Source organism: Rhodobacter sp. CZR27 (assembly GCF_002407205.1).
GTDB lineage: Bacteria > Pseudomonadota > Alphaproteobacteria > Rhodobacterales > Rhodobacteraceae > Cereibacter_A.
Map to the genome: position 1 here is coordinate 546,772 of NZ_CP023548.1, position 17,147 is coordinate 563,918.

Sequence of the window (17,147 nt, forward strand, 5' to 3'; positions counted from 1 at the left end):
ACAACCGCTTGACCGATCCCGTCGCCGCCCGTCTCGACGCTGCACAGGAGGTGGCGGCGGAAGCCGGGCGCCTCGCGCTCGATTTCTTCGCGCACCGCGAGAGCCTTGCCATCGAGGCCAAGGCCAGCCCGCAGGACATCGTCAGCCGCGCCGACCGCGAGGTCGAGACGCTGATCCGCGACCGCCTCGCCGCAGCGTTCCCCGAGGACGGCTTTCTGGGCGAGGAGCATGGCGCGCAGGAGGGCAGCAGCGGCTTCACCTGGGTGATCGACCCGATCGACGGCACCTCGCCCTTCCTTGCCGGTTTGCCGCACTGGTGCGTGGTGCTCGCGCTGGTGCGGGACGGCGAGACGGTCGCCGGCGTGATCGAGCATCCGCTGGCGCAGGAGACCTTCACCGCGCGCCGCGGCCACGGCGCCCATCTCAACGGCCAGCGCCTGACCGCGCGGCCTGACCTGCGGATCTCGAACTGCAACGTGGCGCTGGGCGCAAGCCACCGCACATCCCCGGATTTCGCCTCGGCGCTGGTGCGGGAACTCATGCGCCGCGGTGGCATCTTCTACCGCAACGGCTCGGGCGCGATCATGCTCGCCTCGGTCGCGGCGGGCCGGCTTGGCGGCTATTACGAGCCGCACATGCATCCCTGGGACTGCCTTGCGGCGCTTCTGATGGTCGAGGAGGCGGGCGGACGATCCGCCCCCTTCCCGAAATGCCCCGGTGGTGGCATGGTGCTCGTCGCCGCACCGAACGTGTGGGACGAATTGCAAGCCGTCGTGAAGGCAGCAGAGGGACAGGCAGGATGAAGGGCAGGATGGGCGCCGCGGCTGTCGCGGTGGCGCTAATGTTGGCGGGCTGTGGCGGAGGGGACCGCGAGCCGGCTCCGACCCGCGGACCCTCGGGATCCCCCGAGGTGATGCGCTTGGTGACCGATTACGCGCGGCAGTATCAGGTGCCGCCGTCGCTGATGCACCGCGTGGTGCGGCACGAAAGCGGCTACAACCCGGCCGCGCGCAACGGCCCCTACATGGGGCTCATGCAGATCGCGCCGCAGACCGCGCGCACGATGGGCCATCGCGGGCCGGCGGAAAGCCTGCTCGATGCCGAGACCAACCTGCGCTATGGCGGGAAATACCTGCGCGGCGCCTGGCTCGTGTCCCGCGGCAACGAGGAGCGGGCGATCGAGTGGTATCGCAAGGGCTACTATTACGAGGCCAAGCGGATGGGCCTTCTGGAAGAGACCGGCCTTCGCTGACCCGTTCCGCGCGGCGGGACTTGCGCCGCGCCTCTTCTTCGCGCTAAGCCTGTGGCTGTGACAGGGGCGTCCGGGCATCCGGGCTGAGAAGCACCCTTTGAACCTGAACCAGGTCATGCTGGCGGAGGAAGTCGCGGTGCTGCAGGTCCCCCCATGGATGCATGCCCTCGTTCTCCCTCTGCGGAAGGAGAGCGATGGAGAACTGCGGAGCCTATCTCGACACGATGCGGCGCACGGCGCCGCTGGTGCAGTGCATCACCAATTTCGTGGCGATGAACGTCATGGCGAACGTGCTGCTGGCGGCGGGCGCCTCGCCCGCCATGGTGCATGACGCCGAGGAATCGGCCGAGTTCGCCGGCATCGCGCATGTCCTGACCATCAACATGGGCACGCCCAGCCCGCGCTGGATCGAGGGCATGGTCGCGGCGGCCGAAGGCGCCGCGGCGGCGGGGCGGCCATGGGTGCTCGATCCGGTGGCGGTGGGGGCCACGGCGTTCCGGCGCGATCTGGGCGCGCGGCTTCTGGCGCTGAAGCCCGCGGTGATCCGCGGCAATGCCTCGGAGATCCTTGCCCTCGCCGGGGCCGGGGCGCGCGGCAAGGGCGCCGACAGCGCCGACCCGGTCGCCGCGGCGGAAGATGGCGCGCGGCGGCTCGCGGCATCCTCCGGGGCGGTGGTGGCGGTGACGGGGCCGGTCGATTTCGTCACCGATGGCGTCCGCGCCTTCCGCTGCGCCAATGGCCATGCGCTGATGCCGAAGGTCACCGCGCTTGGCTGTTCGCTGACCGGCATCGTCGGCGCCTTCGTCAGCGGCCAGCCGAGGCTCGAGGCGACGGTGGCGGCGCTCGCCTTCTTCGGCCTTGCCGGGGAACGCGCGGCCCATGGGGCCGAGGGGCCGGGCAGCTTCCAGGTCCGCTTCCTCGACGCGCTGCACGGGCTGACCGCTGCAGACCTCGACCGCGGCGCGCGGGTGGAGGCGGCATGAACCTCTCGCTCTATTTCGTGACGCCGGACGGGGGCGAGGGGCTCGAGGATCTGGTCCTTGCCGCCGTCCGGGGCGGCGCGACGCTGGTGCAGTTGCGCGACAAGCAGGCGCCGGACGCCGATCTGATCGACCGCGCCCGCCGGCTGGTCGCGATGCTTGCGCCGTTCGGCGTGCCGCTGATCGTGAACGACCGGGTCGAGGTGGTGCTGGCCTCGGGTGCGGCGGGTCTGCATGTCGGGCAGGGCGATCTGCCGGTCGAGGAGGCGCGGCGGCGGCTCGGCCCTGACCGGCTGCTGGGTCTTTCCGTCGAACGGCTGGAGCATGTGAAGGCCATGCCGCTCGGCCTCGTGGACTATGTCGGCGCCGGGCCGGTGCGGGCGACCGCCTCGAAGCCCGACCACGCGCCGCCCATCGGCTTCGAGGGGCTGGCCGCGCTGGTCGCCGCCGCGCCTGTTCCGGCGGTGGCGATCGGTGGCCTTGGCCCTGGCGATGCGGCGGCGGTGCGGCAGGCAGGGGCCGCGGGCATGGCGATCGTCTCGGCCATCGGTGCGGCGACGGACGCGGAAGCGGCGGCGCGCGCGCTGGCTTTCGAATGGGGGCAGGCATGATCCCGAACATCCTGTCCATCGCGGGCTCCGACCCCTCGGGCGGCGCCGGCATTCAGGCCGACATCAAGGCGATCAGCGCGAACGGCGGCTACGCCATGGCCGCGCTGACCGCACTGACCGCCCAGAACACCCGCGGCGTGACCGGGGTGCAGCTGATCGACCCGGCCTTCGTGGTGGCGCAGCTCCGCGCGGTCTTCGACGACATCCGCGTGGATGCGGTGAAGATCGGGATGCTCGGCACCGCCGGTATCGCCGGGGCGGTGGCCGAGGAACTGGAGGCGCGCGGCGTTCCGGTCGTGCTCGACCCGGTGATGGTCGCCAAGGGCGGCGACCGGCTGCTGGCCGCCGAGGCGGTGGCCGCGCTGCGTGCGCGACTGCTGCCGCTGGCCGCCATTGTCACCCCGAACCTGCCCGAGGCCGCCGACCTGCTGGGCGAGGCCGAGGCCCGCGACCGCGCCGGCATGGAGCGGCAGGCGCGGGCGCTTCTGGCGCTGGGGCCGCGGGCGGTGCTGCTGAAGGGCGGGCATCTGGCGGGCGAGGATTGCCCGGACCTGTTCCTTGATGCCGATCGGGCGGAATGGCTGGTCTCGCCGCGCACCGATACCCGAAACACGCACGGGACGGGCTGCACGCTTTCGTCCGCGCTTGCCACCCATCTGGCGCTGACGGGCGATGCCCTCGGCGCCGCGGTGGCGGCCAAGGCCTATGTCTCGCGCGCCATTGCCGGGGCAGACCGGCTCGGGGTCGGCCATGGTCACGGGCCGACCGATCACTTCGCGATGCTGAGGACTCCCGCATGAAACGCATGGCCCTTCTGGCCCTTCTGCTGCCCGCCCCGGTCGCGGCCCAACCGCTGACCGTGGTGCTCGACTGGTTCGTCAATCCCGACCATGGCCCGATCATCGTGGCCGCGCGTCAGGGCTGGTTCGACGAGGCAGGGCTTGAGGTCGAGATCGTCGCCCCCGCCGATCCGGCCGATCCGCCGAAGATGGCGGCCTCGGGGCAGGCGGATCTGGCGATCACCTACCAGCCGCAACTCTATCTGCAACATGCCGAGGGTCTGCCGCTGGTGCGGGTGGGGACGCTGATCGACAGCCCGCTTTACTGCGTCATGGCCCGGGCCGAGGGGCCGGTGGCCGGTCTGGCCGACCTGAAGGGCCGGAAGGTGGGCTTCTCCGTGGCCGGCATCGAGGAGGCGCTGCTGCACACCATGCTGCGCACCAACGGCGTCGAGCCCGCCGAGGTCGAATTCGTCAACGTGAACTTCGCCCTGACGCCGGCGCTGGCCGCGGGCCAGGTCGATGCGGTCGCGGGCGCCTTCCGCAACTTCGAGCTGCACCAGATCGCGGCCACCGGCTCGCAAGGGCGGTGCTTCCTGCCCGAACAGAACGGCGTGCCCGTCTATGACGAACTGATCTACGTCGCGAACCCCGAGACGATGGACCGCGAAGCCGTGGCCACCTTCCTGAAGGTCACCGAGCGGGCGGCGGCCTTCATCGCCCAGCATCCGCAGGAGGCGTGGGATGTGTTCCGCGGCTGGTCGGCCGAGGTCGACGATGCGCTGAACGCCGCCGCCTGGGGGGATACGCTGCCGCATTTCGCGGCGCACCCGCTGGCGCTGGACGAGGCGCGCTATGCGGACTTCGGCCGCTACATGCAGCAGGTCGGGCTGATCCCCGCCGCGCCGGGGGTGCAGGAGATCGCGGTGGATCTCGGCCGGTGAGCCGCTGTCAGGCCACCGCATTGGCGCGCGCTGGCTCGGAGGACTTCGGACTCGAGGGGACGGCCTGGCTGGGCGACCGGCCACTGTTCCGCGATGTGCGCCTGGACCTGCCCCCGGGCTGGACCTGCCTGCTCGGCGCCTCGGGCGCGGGGAAAAGCACGATTCTGCGCCTGCTTGCGAGCCTGCCCACCGGCGCGCACTTCGAAGGCCGCATCCGCGCGCCGCAGCGGTTGGCCTGGATGGCGCAGGAGGACCTGCTGCAGCCGCGGCTCGGCGTGCTGGGCAACGTGCTGCTGGGCTGCCGGCTGAGGGGAGAGCGCGCCGATGCCGCCCGGGCCCGCGCCCTTCTGGCCTCGGTCGGACTCGAGGGCATGGAGGATCGCGCGCCGGCGAGCCTTTCGGGCGGGCAGCGGCAGCGCGTGGCACTGGCGCGGGCGCTGATGGAGAGGGCGCCGCTGGCCCTGCTGGACGAGCCGTTCTCGGCGCTCGACGCCGGCACGCGGCGACGGATGCAGGACCTCGCCCGGGCGCAGCTTTCGGGCGCCGCCGTGCTGCTCGTCACCCATGACCCGATGGAGGCGCTGCGGCTGGGCGACCGTGTCTGGCTGTTGTCCCGCGCCGGGCTGGAGCCGGTGGACACGCCACCCGACGCGCCGCCGCGCAGTCTGCAGAGCCTTGCCGCGGCCTCCGAGGCGCTGATGGCGCGGCTGGCATGAAGGCTCTTGGTCCGGCACTGGCGATGGTCGCGCTCTGGCAGGCGGTGGTGATGCTGACGGGGGTGCCCGCCTTCATCCTGCCCGCCCCGCTGGCCGTGCTGCGCGAACTGGTGTCCAGCCGGACGCTGCTTCTGTCCAGCGCGGCCACCACCCTGGCCGAGATCGGGGCAGGGCTGGTGGCGGGCTGCCTCGCCGGACTGCTGGCGGGACTTGCCACCGCGCTTTCGGACAGGATCGCCCGGCTGCTGCGCCCGGTGCTGGTCATGAGCCAGGCGGTGCCGGTCTTCGCGCTCGCGCCGATCCTGACCCTGTGGCTCGGCTATGGCATGGAGTCGAAGGTGGCCGTGGTCGTGCTGATCGTGTTCTTCCCCGTCGCATCGGCGCTGCACGACGGGTTGCGCGCGACGCCCCAGGCGACGCTTGATCTTGCGCGGCTGGCCCGTGCGTCGCGGCTGCGGACGCTGGTCTGGCTGCGGCTGCCGCATGCCTTGCCGCATCTGGGCGCGGCGCTGCGGATCGCGGCGGTCTACGCGCCCATCGGTGCGGTGATCGGTGAGTGGGTAGGTGCGTCGCAGGGGCTTGGCCACCTGATGCTGCTGGCCAATGCCCGCATGAAGACGGACCTGATGTTCGCCGCGCTGGCCGTGCTGGCCGTGCTGACGCTGGCGCTGCGGGCGGCGGTCGATGCGCTCTTGCGCCGGTTCGGGCTCTGACGGCCGCGCTCAGGAGACGGGCACCCGGATCTCGACCGCTGCCCCGCGCCCGGTGTCGGGAAGCCGCACCGATCCCTGGGCCTGGCCGATCAGGCTCGACACCATGCGGACGCCGAAACCCTTCTGCCGGTGCAGGTCGAAGTCCTTCGGAAAGCCGGGGCCGTCATCCTCGACGCAGAGGATCAGCTCGTCCCCCTCGCGGCGGCAGACCACGCGCACCTCGGGCCGGGGACCGGCGTGCTTCAGCGCATTGGTCACCAGTTCGTTCAGCGCCAGCGACAGGGCGATGGCCGCATCGGCATCGACGCGGGCCGCTCCCGACACCTCGGCCGCGATCCGGGCGCGGCCATCCTCGGCCACCGCGATGGCATCGCAGAGAGCGGGGACGAAGGGGCCGAAGTCCACCGACTCGCTGCCTTCCAGCCGGTGCAGCAGGTCGTAGGTGGTGGCGATCGCGCCGATCTGGCCCTGGATGCGGGCAAGCCGCTCGCGCATCGCGGGGGCCTCGACCCCGCGCCGCTGCAAGGCAACGAGGCTCGAGATGAGCTGAAGGTTGTTCTTCACCCGGTGGTGCACCTCGCGCAGCAGCATCTCGTTGCGTGCCAGCGTCGCCTGAAGCGCCTGCGTCCGTTCGGTCACCCGCGCGTCGAGGTCGGCGTTCATCCGCTCCAGCGTGCCCTGCGCCTGCTGCAGGTCGTGAACCAGCCCCTCCAGCCGTCGGGTGACGTTCCGCCTGTCGTCGGCCGAGAAGGCCAGCATGAAGGTCGAGAGCGCCACCACCGCGATCAGCAATTGCAGCGCACCCACCCTTTCGATGGCCGAGAGTTCGATGAAGGGGCCGCGGCCCTGCGCCACGGCCCAGAGCGCGATGCCGGTCGTGACGCCGACGGCCACGGTCGCCCCCTCGATCCGGAAGCGCAGCGCGGCCCACAGGAGCAGCGGGAAGAGCAGGTAGATATGTTCGAGGTTGCTCTCGCGCATCAGCGCGATCACCGACACCGTCGCCACGCCCATGGCGAGCGCCGCGGCCTCCAGCCGGTCGAACCGGTCGCGCCAGGCGAAGCGCCTGCCCGGTTCAAGCCAGACGAGGAGCGCGGTCGCGACTAGCAGCACCCCCAGCGCATCTCCCAGCCAGAAGACCCGCCAGTAGTGCAGATAGCTGATGTCCGGAAAGCGCAGCTTGATGATCAGTGCCCCGCCAAGTGCCGCCACACCCGAGGCGAACACCGGTGCAAGCACCACGAAGCGCACGAAGGAACCGAGCCCGGCCAGCCTGACCGGCCCTGCCGAGAAGCGCGTGAGAAGCGCCGCGGCGAGCGTCGCCTCGAAGCAGTTCACAAGGCCGAAGGCCAGCGCCCAGCGGAGCGGCATCTCGGGCCAGTCGACGGCCACTTCGGCGACGAGCGCCCCCGCCAGCAGGATCGGCCAGCGCCGGGGCGCGGTCGACAGCAACCCGACCAGCAGTATGGCATTCGGCGCCCAGAAGATGACGGTTCCCGCGGGCGGCATGGCCGTGGCAAGTCCAAGCTTGCCCATCAGGATGTAGCCCGTGACGACCAGCGAAAGCAGCAGCGGCAGGCTTGGCTCGGCTTCCCTGCCGCGCGGCGCCGACGATCCGACCCAAGACACCCGTGCAACCTCCGGTTCGATCTGGTCAGAGTTGCCGAAACTCGTCCGGATTGGCCAGCGTTTCCTGTTTCTGCGTCGGGATTTCCGGCGGAAGGGGACGATGCGGCCCGTGCGGGGTGACCGTCCATCCGGGACGAGTCACCCCACTCTCGCACCCCTCGGGGCGCGCCGCCGGACGAACGCCCCCGGGCGGGTCCGGCAGGGTTACCTGCACAAGGTCACTTTCTCACGCCGGGAAGATCGCATGACGCGCGCCCTGGCGCAAAGGCGCGGATCGCCGCAGGCGGCCTGCCTGTGCGGAGCGCCACCCACTCGCGACGGGTGCCGAGCGAGATGGCGGGCGTCGCCGCTTCCCATGCGGGCACCATCCGCTCGCGAGGGGCTGCCGAAGGCGAGCGATGCCTGCCCGCACGTCGTCCGATCCCGAGGCAGGCGCGATGGCCATGGCCAGAGCCGATAGGGACCGCTGCCGTGCCCCGGAGGTCTGGCGGCGACCAATCCCCCTGCGCGCCGGCCGCGGCGTCGTGCCCTGGCCGATCGGATGCGCGCCCGCCCCGGTCGTGCCGATACTGGCGCGGCCAGCAAACTCCGAGGCGATTCCGGTCCTGCCTGCGGCCGCGAATGACGGCGCTTGGGAGCTTCCCGTGTGGAGGTCCGGCGCAGGAACCTCAGGACTTGATCGATGATGGCGCACCCGAAGGGATTCGAACCCCTGGCCTCTGCCTTCGGAGGGCAGCGCTCTATCCAGCTGAGCTACGGGTGCGTCCGGCGGGGTATAGCCGCTTGCCGGGGCGGCTGCAACAGGGTTGCTGCACCCGGTTGCCACAAATGCGCGCCACCTGACCGCCATCGGCCGGCGGATGCCCCTCAGGCGATGCGGTTGATCGGACCCGCGGCCCATCCCTCGGCGCTCAGCGAAAGGGAGGTGACGGACAGCGGCTCGATCCGGTGGCCGAAGGCCTCCTGCACGCCGAGCCCGAGGGCCACCTGCAGCGCAACGAGGATCGGGCCGAAATGCGAGACGACCACGATCTCCTCGCCCTGATGCCGCAGCGCGAGGTCCTGCATGGCCGCGGACACCCGCGCCCGGAGCTCGTTCCAGGTCTCGCCGCCCGGGGCGCGCGCCTCGCCGGCGTTCTGCCAGAAGGCCTGCATCCGGCGCGGCGTGCCCGCCTCGACCTGGGCGAAGCTCCGGTTCTCCCATGCACCGAAATGGATCTCGCGCAGGCGCGGGTCGTGGGGCAGGCGCCGCCGGCCCGCGGACAGCACATCCGCGGTGGCACGGGCGCGCAGCAGGTCGGACGAGACGATCAGCGCTCCGCGCGGCAGCGCCGCGTCCAGGCGTTCGGTGGCCGCGGTGTCCGACAGGTCGGCGGGGCGGTCGGTCCAGCCGATCATGGTCGTTGCATGCGTCGGCCCGTGCCGGACCCAGTGCAGGCGCGTCACGCGGCCTGTCCCGGCAGGCGGCCCTTCAGCACGAAGGGCAGACCCGCCATCACGCCCACGACCAGCCCTGCCTGCGCCGCGAGGCGCTGGTTCAGCCGGCCCTGCTCGTCGCGGAAACGGCGCGCAAGCGAATTCTCGGGAACTATCGCCCACCCAACCTCGTTTGAAACCACGACAACGGGCGCAGGGCACGCGCCAAGCGCATGAAGAAGCGAGGTGATCTCGGCATCGAGGTCGCTTCCGGCAAGCAGATGATTGGTCAGCCACAGCGTCGCGCAATCCAGCAGGACGCAAGCCTCGGGAGGCATCCGTGACAAGGCAGGACAGAGATCGCGCGGCTCCTCGACGGTCTGCCAGCCGTCGCCCCGGTCGTGGCGGTGAGCCGCGATCCGTGCGGCCATCTCGTCATCCCATGCATCGGCCGTCGCCAGATAGATCCGGGGGCGGCCCGTGTCGCTGACCAGCCGCTCCGCCATCCGCGACTTTCCGGACCGCGCGCCCCCCAGCACCAGCGTCAGGGGCGGCAGCGCCAAATCATGTGATCCGGACATGGGATTGTTCCGTAGTAAAGACAGATCTGTGGGCGGGTTCGACAGGGGGTCCTGATGGCACTGGACGGATATACCGATCAAACGATGTCCCGCCAAGCGATGAGGGCGGAACTTCTGGATGCCGCGACCGAATCGCGCCTTGCCTATGCCTGGCGCGATGCGCGCGACGAGGCGGCCCTGCACCGGCTGATCACCGCCTACATGCGCCTTGCCATATCGATGGCCTCGAAATACCGCCGCTACGGCGCCCCGATGAACGACCTGATCCAGGAGGCGTCGCTGGGGCTGATGAAGGCCGCCGACAAGTTCGACCCCGACCGCGGCGTGCGCTTCTCGACCTATGCGGTCTGGTGGATCAAGGCCTCGATCCAGGACTATGTGATGCGCAACTGGTCGCTGGTGCGCACGGGGTCCACCTCGAGCCAGAAGGCGCTGTTCTTCAACATGCGGCGGGTGCAGGCACGGCTCGAGCGCGAGGCCAGCCAGCGCGGCGAGGTGCTGGACGCCCATCAGCTGCGCGAGATGGTGGCGCATGACGTGGGCGTTCCGCTTGCCGATGTCGAGATGATGGAGGGGCGGCTGTCGGGCTCGGACTTCTCGCTCAACGCCACGCAGTCGGCGGACGAGGATGGGCGCGAGTGGATCGATGCGCTCGAGGACGATTCCGCCCAGGCCGCGGAACAGGTCGAGGGCTCGCTTGATTCCGCGCGGCTGCGCGACTGGCTCATCACGGCGATGCAGCAACTCAACGCCCGCGAGCGCTTCATCGTGACCGAGCGCAAGTTGCGCGACGTGCCCCGCACGCTGGAAAGCCTGGGCGAGGAGCTGAAGCTGTCCAAGGAACGGGTGCGGCAGCTTGAAGCGGCGGCCTTTGCGAAGATGCGCCGAAGCCTTGAAGCCCAGTCCCGCGAGGTGCATCACTTCCTTTTATGAAACAGTGCATCCTTTTCGCGGCCGGGATGGCCCTGGCGGCCCGTCCCGGGCTGGCCGAGCGCATAGAACCGGCGGCCCTTGCCGCGCTGCCTCCGGCCGATGTGGTCATCCTGGGAGAGGTTCACGACAACCCCCGCCATCACGAGAATCAGGCCGTGGCCGTGGCGGCGCTGCGTCCGGCCGCGCTGGTCTTCGAGATGCTGACCGCTGAGAAGGCCGGGCTGATCCGGCCCTCCATACTGGAGAGCGGGCGGAAGCTGGCGGCGGAACTCGAGTGGGACCGCTCCGGCTGGCCGGATTTCTCGATGTATCATCCGATCCTGCTGGCGGCGCCGGAAGCGAAGGTCTTCGGCGCCGAGGTCGTTCGCGAAGCGGCGCGCGAGGCGGTGACCGACGGGGCAGCCGCCGCCTTCGGCCCCGCCGCAGTACGCTTCGGGCTGGACCGGCCGCTTGATCCGTCGGATTTGGCCTCGCGTGTGGAGGAGCAGCGGATCGCCCATTGCGGGGCGCTCCCGGAGGATCTGCTGCCCGGCATGGTCGAGGCGCAGCGGCTGCGCGACGCCTCGCTCGCCCGGGCCGTCCTGGAGGCGATGGAGGATACGGGCGGGCCCGTGGCCGTGATCACCGGAACGGGTCATGCCCGGCGCGACGTGGGCCTGCCATCGGTGCTTGCCGCGGTCGCGCCTCAGTTGCGCGTGCTGTCCGTCGGCCAGTTCGAGGAGCCGCCCGAGGGCGAGGTGCCCTTTGACCTGTGGCTCGTCACGGCGCCGGCCGAGCGCGAGGATCCCTGCGCCACACTTACCGGCGACTGATCCCGCGTCGGCCGGGTTGAGTCTCGGCCCAGAGGCCCCTACACCGGGGGCGGAAGCCTCGGGGGCGAAGCCATGGTGGCCGGCAAGCGCATTCTTCTGATCATCGGCGGCGGCATTGCCGCCTACAAGGCGCTGGACCTGATCCGCCGCCTGCGCGAGCGCGGCGCTGCGGTCACGCCGGTGATGACGCGATCAGCCGCGGAATTCGTGACCCCTCTGTCGGTGGCTGCCCTCGCGGGCGAGGCGGTCCATCAGGAGCTTTTCGACCTCACGCAGGAGGCCGAGATGGGGCACATCGCGCTGTCCCGCGTCGCCGACCTGATCGTGGTCGCGCCCGCGACGGCGGACCTGATGGCGCGGATGGCCGGGGGACGCGCCGAGGATCTTGCCTCGACGCTCCTGCTGGCCACGGATACGCGCGTGCTGCTCGCCCCGGCGATGAACGTCCGGATGTGGCAGCATCCGGCAACGCGCCGCAACCTTGCGACGTTGCAGAGAGACGGCGTGCTGACCGTCGGGCCGAACGAGGGCGACATGGCCTGCGGCGAGTTCGGTCCCGGCCGCATGGCCGAGCCGATGGAGATCCTTGCCGCCATCGAGCGTGCTCTGGCTGCCGGTCCGCTGGCCGGACGGCGGGTGCTGGTCACCTCGGGTCCCACGCATGAGCCGATCGACCCGGTGCGCTACATCGCCAACCGGTCGTCGGGCGCGCAGGGCACGGCGCTGGCGGCGGCGCTGCGCGATCTCGGCGCACAGGTCGTCTTCGTCACCGGGCCGGCGAGCGTGCCTCCGCCGGCGGGGGTCGAGGTGGTCCGGGTCGAGACCGCGCGCGAGATGATGGCCGCCGTCGAGGCCGCGCTGCCTGTCGAGGCTGCGGTCTTCGCCGCGGCGGTGGCGGACTGGCGGGTGGCCAATGCCGCCGCCTCCAAGGTGAAGAAGGGCTCGGGCGGGCTTTCACTCGACTTCGCCGAGAACCCGGACATCCTTGCCAGCGTCTCGCGCAGGGGCGAGGGGCGGCCGCGGCTGGTGGTGGGCTTCGCGGCCGAAACCGACGATGTCATTGCCCATGCCACCGCCAAGCGGGCGCGCAAGGGCTGCGACTGGATCGTGGCCAACGACGTTTCTCCGGCGACCGGCATCATGGGCGGCAGCGAGAACGCGGTGACGCTGATCACTGCCGAGGGTGCCGAGGACTGGCCGCGGATGGGCAAGGACGAGGTGGCCCGCAGGCTGGCGCGACGCATTGCGGATGCGCTGGGCTGAGGCGGAGCAGGCGAAGGGAAGAAGTCGATGCGGCCGATCGTGCGGGTGATCCGGGAAAGCTGGGCGGACGCGGCGCTGCCGCTGCCCTCCTACGAGACGGCGGGCGCCGCGGGTGCGGACCTGCGCGCCAACCTGCCGCCCGAGGTCCGGGCCGAGGGGCTGCTGCTTCCGCCGATGCAGCGGGTGCTGGTGCCGACGGGCCTGCGCCTCGAGATCCCCGCGGGGTTCGAGGCCCAGATCCGGCCGCGCTCGGGGCTGGCGCTGAAGAACGGCATTTCGCTTCCGAACACGCCCGGCACCATCGACAGCGACTATCGCGGGCCGCTCGGCGTGCTGCTGGTGAACCTGGGGGCCGAACCGTTCCGGATCGCGCATGGCGACCGGATCGCGCAGATGGTGGTGGCGCCGGTCGTGCAGGCGGGTTTCCAACTGGTCGATGACCTTGGCGAGACGGCGCGTGGCACAGGCGGCTTCGGCTCCACCGGGATCGCCTGATGCTGGCGGTTCTGGCGCTTGCGGCGGTGCTCTGGGGCCTCGGCTGGCTGCTGAGACTGCCCCTCTGGCTGAGGGTCGCCATGCTCGGCTTTCTCTGGCTCGGCGTCGTCTCGGCGCATGTCGTGCTGCCGGCGGCCCATCCGCTGCGGCTTGCCACCGGCGGCCGGGCAGAGCCATGGCTCGTGCTGGGGGGGCTTGCCGTTCTGGGGGCTTTCTACAGGATGGCGCTCGGCCGGCTCCGCCGCCGGGCGGCGACGCGGGTCGCGCCGGCGGCACAGGGCCTGTTCCGCCCGGACGAGCTGGAGCGCTACGCCCGCCACATCATGCTGCGCGAGGTGGGCGGCCCGGGACAGAAACGGCTGAAGGAGGCGCGCGTGCTGGTGATCGGCGCGGGCGGCCTCGGCTCGCCGGCGCTGCTTTATCTGGCGGCGGCGGGGGTCGGCACGATCGGGGTGATCGACGATGACCGGGTCGAAGGCTCGAACCTCCAGCGGCAGGTGATCCATGCCGATGCCCGGATCGGCTGGCCCAAGGTGGCCTCGGCCGCGGCGGCGATGCGCGCGCTCAATCCCTTCGTCGAGGTGCGCCCCTACGAGCGGCGGCTGACCGAGGAGATCGCGGCGGATCTCTTTGCCGACTACGACCTGATCCTCGACGGGACGGACAATTTCGACACGCGCTATCTGGCAAACCGGGTGGCGGTCGCGGCGAAAAAGCCGCTCATCTCCGGCGCGATCGCGCAGTGGGAGGGGCAGGTGAGCCTTTACGATCCCGCGCATGGCGGGCCCTGCTTCGAATGCACCTTCCCGGTGCGGCCGGCGCCGGGGCTGGTGCCGTCCTGCGCCGAGGCCGGCGTGATCGCGCCGCTGCCGGGGGTGGTGGGCTCGATCATGGCGGTAGAGGCGGTGAAGCACCTGACGGGGGCCGGGGCGACGCTGCGCGGCGCGCTTCTGATCTACGACGCGCTCTGGGGCGAGACGCGGCGAATCGTCCTGAAGCCGCGCGATGGCTGCCCGGTCTGCGGCGGCCGGGGCGGGCGGCTGGACGGGGCGGCAGGCATCGCCTAGCCTGCCCGCAACGCACGACGGACACTGACGGAGATCGCCATGCCTGCCCGCCTGCTGCTTGCGCTTGCCCTCCTTGCCCTGCCGGCCGCCGCCCGGGACCTGCCCGACCTGAACGGGCGCGCGGTGACGGTGGTGACCGAGAACGCCTATCCGCCGCTCCAGTTCATCGACGCCTCGGGCCATGCGGTCGGCTGGGAATACGACGCCATGGCCGAGATCGCGAAGCGGCTGGACCTGAAGGTGAGCTATGCCACGGCAGGCTGGGACGAGATGATCCCGGCGGTCTCGGAAGGCCGCTATGACATCGGCATGACCGGCATCACCATCCGCGAGGACCGCAAGGAGAAGGTCGATTTCTCCGATCCCTACATGCGGTCCGAGATGGTGCTGATGGTGCGCGGCGACGAGGACCGCTTCGACGACGCGGCCTCGTTCGCGGCCGACAGGACGCTGCGGATGGCGGCGCAGCCCGGCACGACACCGTTCTATGTCGGCGTCTACGAGATGCTGGACGGAGACGAGCACAACCCCCGGATCGTGCTGTTCGACACGTTCGGCGCCTCGGTGCAGGCGCTGCTGGCGGGCGAGGCCGATCTGGTGCTGACCGATGCCACGGCCGGTGCGGGCTATGTCGCAGGCTCGGAGGGCAAGCTGAAGATCGTGGGCGAGCCGGTCGGCACCGAGGAGTTCGGCTTCATCTTCCCCAAGGGCTCGGATCTGGTCGCGCCGGTGAACGCGGCACTTGCGTCGATGCGCGAGGACGGGACGCTGAAGGCGATCGACCGGAAGTGGTTCCTCGACTTCAAGATGAAGCAGTGAGTCTGCCGGGGCAGGGGGTGCGCATGTGCTCCCATCTGATCCTCTGGCAGCCGCCCTCGGGGATGGACGGCACGCGATCCCGGCCCTAGCTTTGGCGGCGAAGGAGACCCGCCATGACCAATCCGCTGCTTTCGCCCTGGACCTCGGCCTTCGAGCTGCCGCCCTTCGCCGTGATCCGTGACGAGGATTTTGCGCCCGCCTTCGACGCGGCCCTTGCCGAGGCACGGGCCAACATCGCGGCCATCGCGGAGAACCCCGAGCCTCCGAGCTTCGAAAACACCATCGCGGCGCTGGAACTGGCCGAGGAAAGCCTCGATCGCGTGGCGGGCGTCTTCTACAACCTCGCCGGCGCCGACAGCAACGAGGCGCGCGAGGCGCTGCAGCGCGAGCTTGCGCCGAAGATGTCGGCCTTCTCGTCCGAGGTGGTGAACAACCGCCCGCTGTTCCGGCGGATCGAGACGCTGTGGCAGGACCGTGACGCTTTGGGGCTCGAGCCCGAGCAGGCGCGGGTGCTGATGCTTTACCGGCGGATGTTCGTCCGCTCGGGCGCGGAGCTGGAGGGGGCAGAGGCCGAGCGGTTGACAGCCGTCAAGTCGCGCCTCGCGGTGCTGGGCACGACCTTCGGCCAGAACCTGCTGGCCGACGAGCGCGAATGGATGATGCCGCTCCGGGAGGAGGATCTGGAGGGGCTACCCGATTTCGTCGTGGCGACGGCGCGCGCGGCGGGGGCCGAGCGCGGGGCGGAGGGGCCGGTCGTGACCCTGAACCGCTCGCTCATCGTGCCGTTCCTGCAGTTCTCGCCGCGGCGTGAGTTGCGCCGGCAGGCCTATGAGGCCTGGGTCGCGCGCGGCGCCAACGGCAACGCGAGCGACAACCGCGAGGTCGCCGCCGAGATCCTGCGCCTGCGCGAGGAGCGGGCGCGACTGCTCGGCTATCCAAGCTTCGCGGCCTACAAGCTCGAGACCGAGATGGCGAAGACGCCGGATGCGGTGCGCGACCTGCTGCTGCGGGTCTGGGCGCCCGCAAAGGTTCGCGCCGAAGCCGATGCCGAGGTGCTGGCGGCGATGATGCACAAGGACGGGATCAACGGCGATCTCGAACCCTGGGACTGGCGCTACTACTCGCAGAAGCGCCGCGCGGCGGAACATGACCTCGACGAGGCGGCGCTGAAGCCCTACCTGTCGCTCGACCGCATGATCGAGGCTGCCTTCGACTGCGCCAATCGCCTGTTCGGGCTGGAGTTTCGCCCGCTCGACCTGCCCCTCTACCATCCCGATGTGCGCGCCTGGGAGGTGACGCGGAACGGGCGCCACATGGCGGTGTTCCTCGGCGACTACTTCGCCCGAGCCTCGAAGCGGTCGGGAGCCTGGTGCTCGACCATGCGGGGACAGAGGAAGCTGGGCGGCGAGCAGCGGCCCGTCGTGGTCAACGTGTGCAACTTCGCGAAGGGCGACCCCGCGCTGCTGTCCTGGGACGATGCGCGGACGCTGTTCCACGAGTTCGGCCACGCGCTGCACCAGATGCTGTCGGACGTGACCCATGGCTTCATCTCGGGCACCTCGGTCGCGCGCGACTTCGTGGAACTGCCGAGCCAGCTTTACGAGCACTGGCTGTCGGTGCCCGAGGTGCTGGAGCGTCACGCCCGCCACTGGCAGACCGGCGAGCCGATGCCCGAGGGGATGCGCAAGCGCCTGCTGGCCGCGTCGACCTACGACCAGGGCTTTGCCACGGTTGAGTTCGTGTCGTCGGCGATGGTGGACCTCGCGTTCCACGAAACCGCGGCGCCGGCCGATCCGATGGCGCGGCAGGCCGAGGTGCTGGAGGGCCTGGGCATGCCGCGCGCGATCCGGATGCGCCACGCGACGCCGCATTTCGCCCATGTCTTCTCGGGCGACGGATACTCGGCCGGCTACTACAGCTACATGTGGTCCGAGGTGATGGATGCCGACGCCTTCGCGGCTTTCGAGGAGGCAGGGGACCCGTTCGACCCCGAGATGGCGCGCAGGCTCGAGACGCATGTGCTCTCGGCCGGCGGCTCGCGCGAGGCGGAAGAGCTTTACACCGCCTTCCGCGGCCGGATGCCGGGGGTCGAGGCGCTGCTGAAGGGCCGGGGACTTCTCGACGCGGCCTGAGTTTC

18 protein-coding genes, 1 tRNA gene and 1 riboswitch are annotated in these 17,147 nt (G+C 70.8%); of the genes, 15 read left to right on the top strand and 4 right to left on the bottom strand.

Annotated features, from left to right (window positions below; genetic code table 11):
- The first annotated feature begins 8 nt into the window (after positions 1-8).
- The 8 genes from CK951_RS02860 (at position 9) to CK951_RS02895 (ending at position 5,995) form a co-directional block, all read left to right on the top strand.
- On the top strand, positions 9-803 hold the full coding sequence (locus CK951_RS02860) for an inositol monophosphatase family protein (protein WP_096784731.1): 795 nt from the start codon (positions 9-11) through the stop codon (positions 801-803).
- Entirely contained in the window at positions 800-1,252 is a 453-nt protein-coding gene (locus tag CK951_RS02865; protein WP_096784732.1) for a lytic transglycosylase domain-containing protein, read from the top strand. The genes CK951_RS02860 and CK951_RS02865 overlap by 4 nt, the downstream gene beginning before the upstream one ends.
- Before the next feature lie 52 nt (positions 1,253-1,304).
- Positions 1,305-1,399: riboswitch (TPP riboswitch) on the top strand.
- Positions 1,400-1,446: 47 nt separating this feature from the next.
- Positions 1,447-2,235 carry a hydroxyethylthiazole kinase gene (thiM, locus tag CK951_RS02870; protein WP_096784733.1) on the top strand — a complete coding sequence of 263 codons (789 nt, stop codon included), beginning with the start codon at positions 1,447-1,449 and terminating at the stop codon, positions 2,233-2,235.
- The gene (gene thiE / locus CK951_RS02875) at positions 2,232-2,843 is read left to right on the top strand and encodes a thiamine phosphate synthase (RefSeq protein WP_096784734.1); all 612 of its coding nucleotides are present in this window, start codon (positions 2,232-2,234) and stop codon (positions 2,841-2,843) included. Before thiM ends, thiE begins: the two co-directional genes overlap by 4 nt.
- Positions 2,840-3,643, top strand: a complete 804-nt coding sequence (gene thiD, locus CK951_RS02880; RefSeq protein ID WP_096787140.1) for a bifunctional hydroxymethylpyrimidine kinase/phosphomethylpyrimidine kinase — start codon at positions 2,840-2,842, stop codon at positions 3,641-3,643. The genes thiE and thiD overlap by 4 nt, the downstream gene beginning before the upstream one ends.
- Complete coding sequence (locus CK951_RS02885) at positions 3,640-4,566, top strand: ABC transporter substrate-binding protein (protein WP_096784735.1); 927 nt, start codon at positions 3,640-3,642, stop codon at positions 4,564-4,566. The genes thiD and CK951_RS02885 overlap by 4 nt, the downstream gene beginning before the upstream one ends.
- Positions 4,563-5,282, top strand: a complete 720-nt coding sequence (locus CK951_RS02890; RefSeq protein ID WP_232520663.1) for an ATP-binding cassette domain-containing protein — start codon at positions 4,563-4,565, stop codon at positions 5,280-5,282. The genes CK951_RS02885 and CK951_RS02890 overlap by 4 nt, the downstream gene beginning before the upstream one ends.
- Positions 5,279-5,995 carry an ABC transporter permease gene (locus CK951_RS02895; protein WP_096784737.1) on the top strand — a complete coding sequence of 239 codons (717 nt, stop codon included), beginning with the start codon at positions 5,279-5,281 and terminating at the stop codon, positions 5,993-5,995. Before CK951_RS02890 ends, CK951_RS02895 begins: the two co-directional genes overlap by 4 nt.
- A 9-nt stretch (positions 5,996-6,004) precedes the next feature.
- Here the strand turns inward: CK951_RS02895 and CK951_RS02900 are convergent, their stop codons facing one another.
- The 4 genes from CK951_RS02900 to cobU form a co-directional block, all read right to left on the bottom strand.
- Positions 6,005-7,624 carry a sensor histidine kinase gene (locus CK951_RS02900; protein ID WP_096784738.1) on the bottom strand — a complete coding sequence of 540 codons (1,620 nt, stop codon included), beginning with the start codon at positions 7,622-7,624 and terminating at the stop codon, positions 6,005-6,007.
- Positions 7,625-8,310: 686 nt separating this feature from the next.
- A tRNA-Arg gene (locus tag CK951_RS02905) sits at positions 8,311-8,387 on the bottom strand.
- Positions 8,388-8,491: 104 nt separating this feature from the next.
- On the bottom strand, positions 8,492-9,070 hold the full coding sequence (locus CK951_RS02910) for a histidine phosphatase family protein (protein ID WP_096784739.1): 579 nt from the start codon (positions 9,068-9,070) through the stop codon (positions 8,492-8,494).
- On the bottom strand, positions 9,067-9,621 hold the full coding sequence (gene cobU, locus CK951_RS02915; protein ID WP_096784740.1) for a bifunctional adenosylcobinamide kinase/adenosylcobinamide-phosphate guanylyltransferase: 555 nt from the start codon (positions 9,619-9,621) through the stop codon (positions 9,067-9,069). The genes CK951_RS02910 and cobU overlap by 4 nt, the downstream gene beginning before the upstream one ends.
- A gap of 54 nt (positions 9,622-9,675) precedes the next feature.
- Between cobU and CK951_RS02920 the strand changes: the two genes are divergently transcribed.
- The 7 genes from CK951_RS02920 to CK951_RS02950 all read left to right on the top strand — a co-directional run bounded on the left by CK951_RS02920 (position 9,676) and on the right by CK951_RS02950 (position 17,142).
- Positions 9,676-10,554 (top strand): RNA polymerase factor sigma-32, encoded by an 879-nt coding sequence (locus CK951_RS02920; RefSeq protein ID WP_096784741.1) that lies wholly within the window; start codon positions 9,676-9,678, stop codon positions 10,552-10,554.
- Positions 10,551-11,366 carry a ChaN family lipoprotein gene (locus CK951_RS02925; protein WP_096784742.1) on the top strand — a complete coding sequence of 272 codons (816 nt, stop codon included), beginning with the start codon at positions 10,551-10,553 and terminating at the stop codon, positions 11,364-11,366. The genes CK951_RS02920 and CK951_RS02925 overlap by 4 nt, the downstream gene beginning before the upstream one ends.
- 72 nt (positions 11,367-11,438) lie before the next feature.
- Positions 11,439-12,629: a bifunctional phosphopantothenoylcysteine decarboxylase/phosphopantothenate--cysteine ligase CoaBC gene (gene coaBC, locus CK951_RS02930; RefSeq protein WP_096784743.1), complete on the top strand. Its 1,191-nt coding sequence runs from the start codon at positions 11,439-11,441 to the stop codon at positions 12,627-12,629.
- Between the two features lie 27 nt (positions 12,630-12,656).
- Complete coding sequence (gene dut / locus CK951_RS02935; RefSeq protein ID WP_096784744.1) at positions 12,657-13,124, top strand: dUTP diphosphatase; 468 nt, start codon at positions 12,657-12,659, stop codon at positions 13,122-13,124.
- Entirely contained in the window at positions 13,124-14,191 is a 1,068-nt protein-coding gene (locus CK951_RS02940) for a HesA/MoeB/ThiF family protein (protein ID WP_096784745.1), read from the top strand. Before dut ends, CK951_RS02940 begins: the two co-directional genes overlap by 1 nt.
- Before the next feature lie 39 nt (positions 14,192-14,230).
- Positions 14,231-15,010: a transporter substrate-binding domain-containing protein gene (locus CK951_RS02945; protein WP_096784746.1), complete on the top strand. Its 780-nt coding sequence runs from the start codon at positions 14,231-14,233 to the stop codon at positions 15,008-15,010.
- A gap of 113 nt (positions 15,011-15,123) precedes the next feature.
- Positions 15,124-17,142, top strand: coding sequence for a M3 family metallopeptidase (locus CK951_RS02950; RefSeq protein ID WP_096784747.1), 2,019 nt, complete (start codon positions 15,124-15,126; stop codon positions 17,140-17,142).
- Positions 17,143-17,147: the final 5 nt, after the last annotated feature.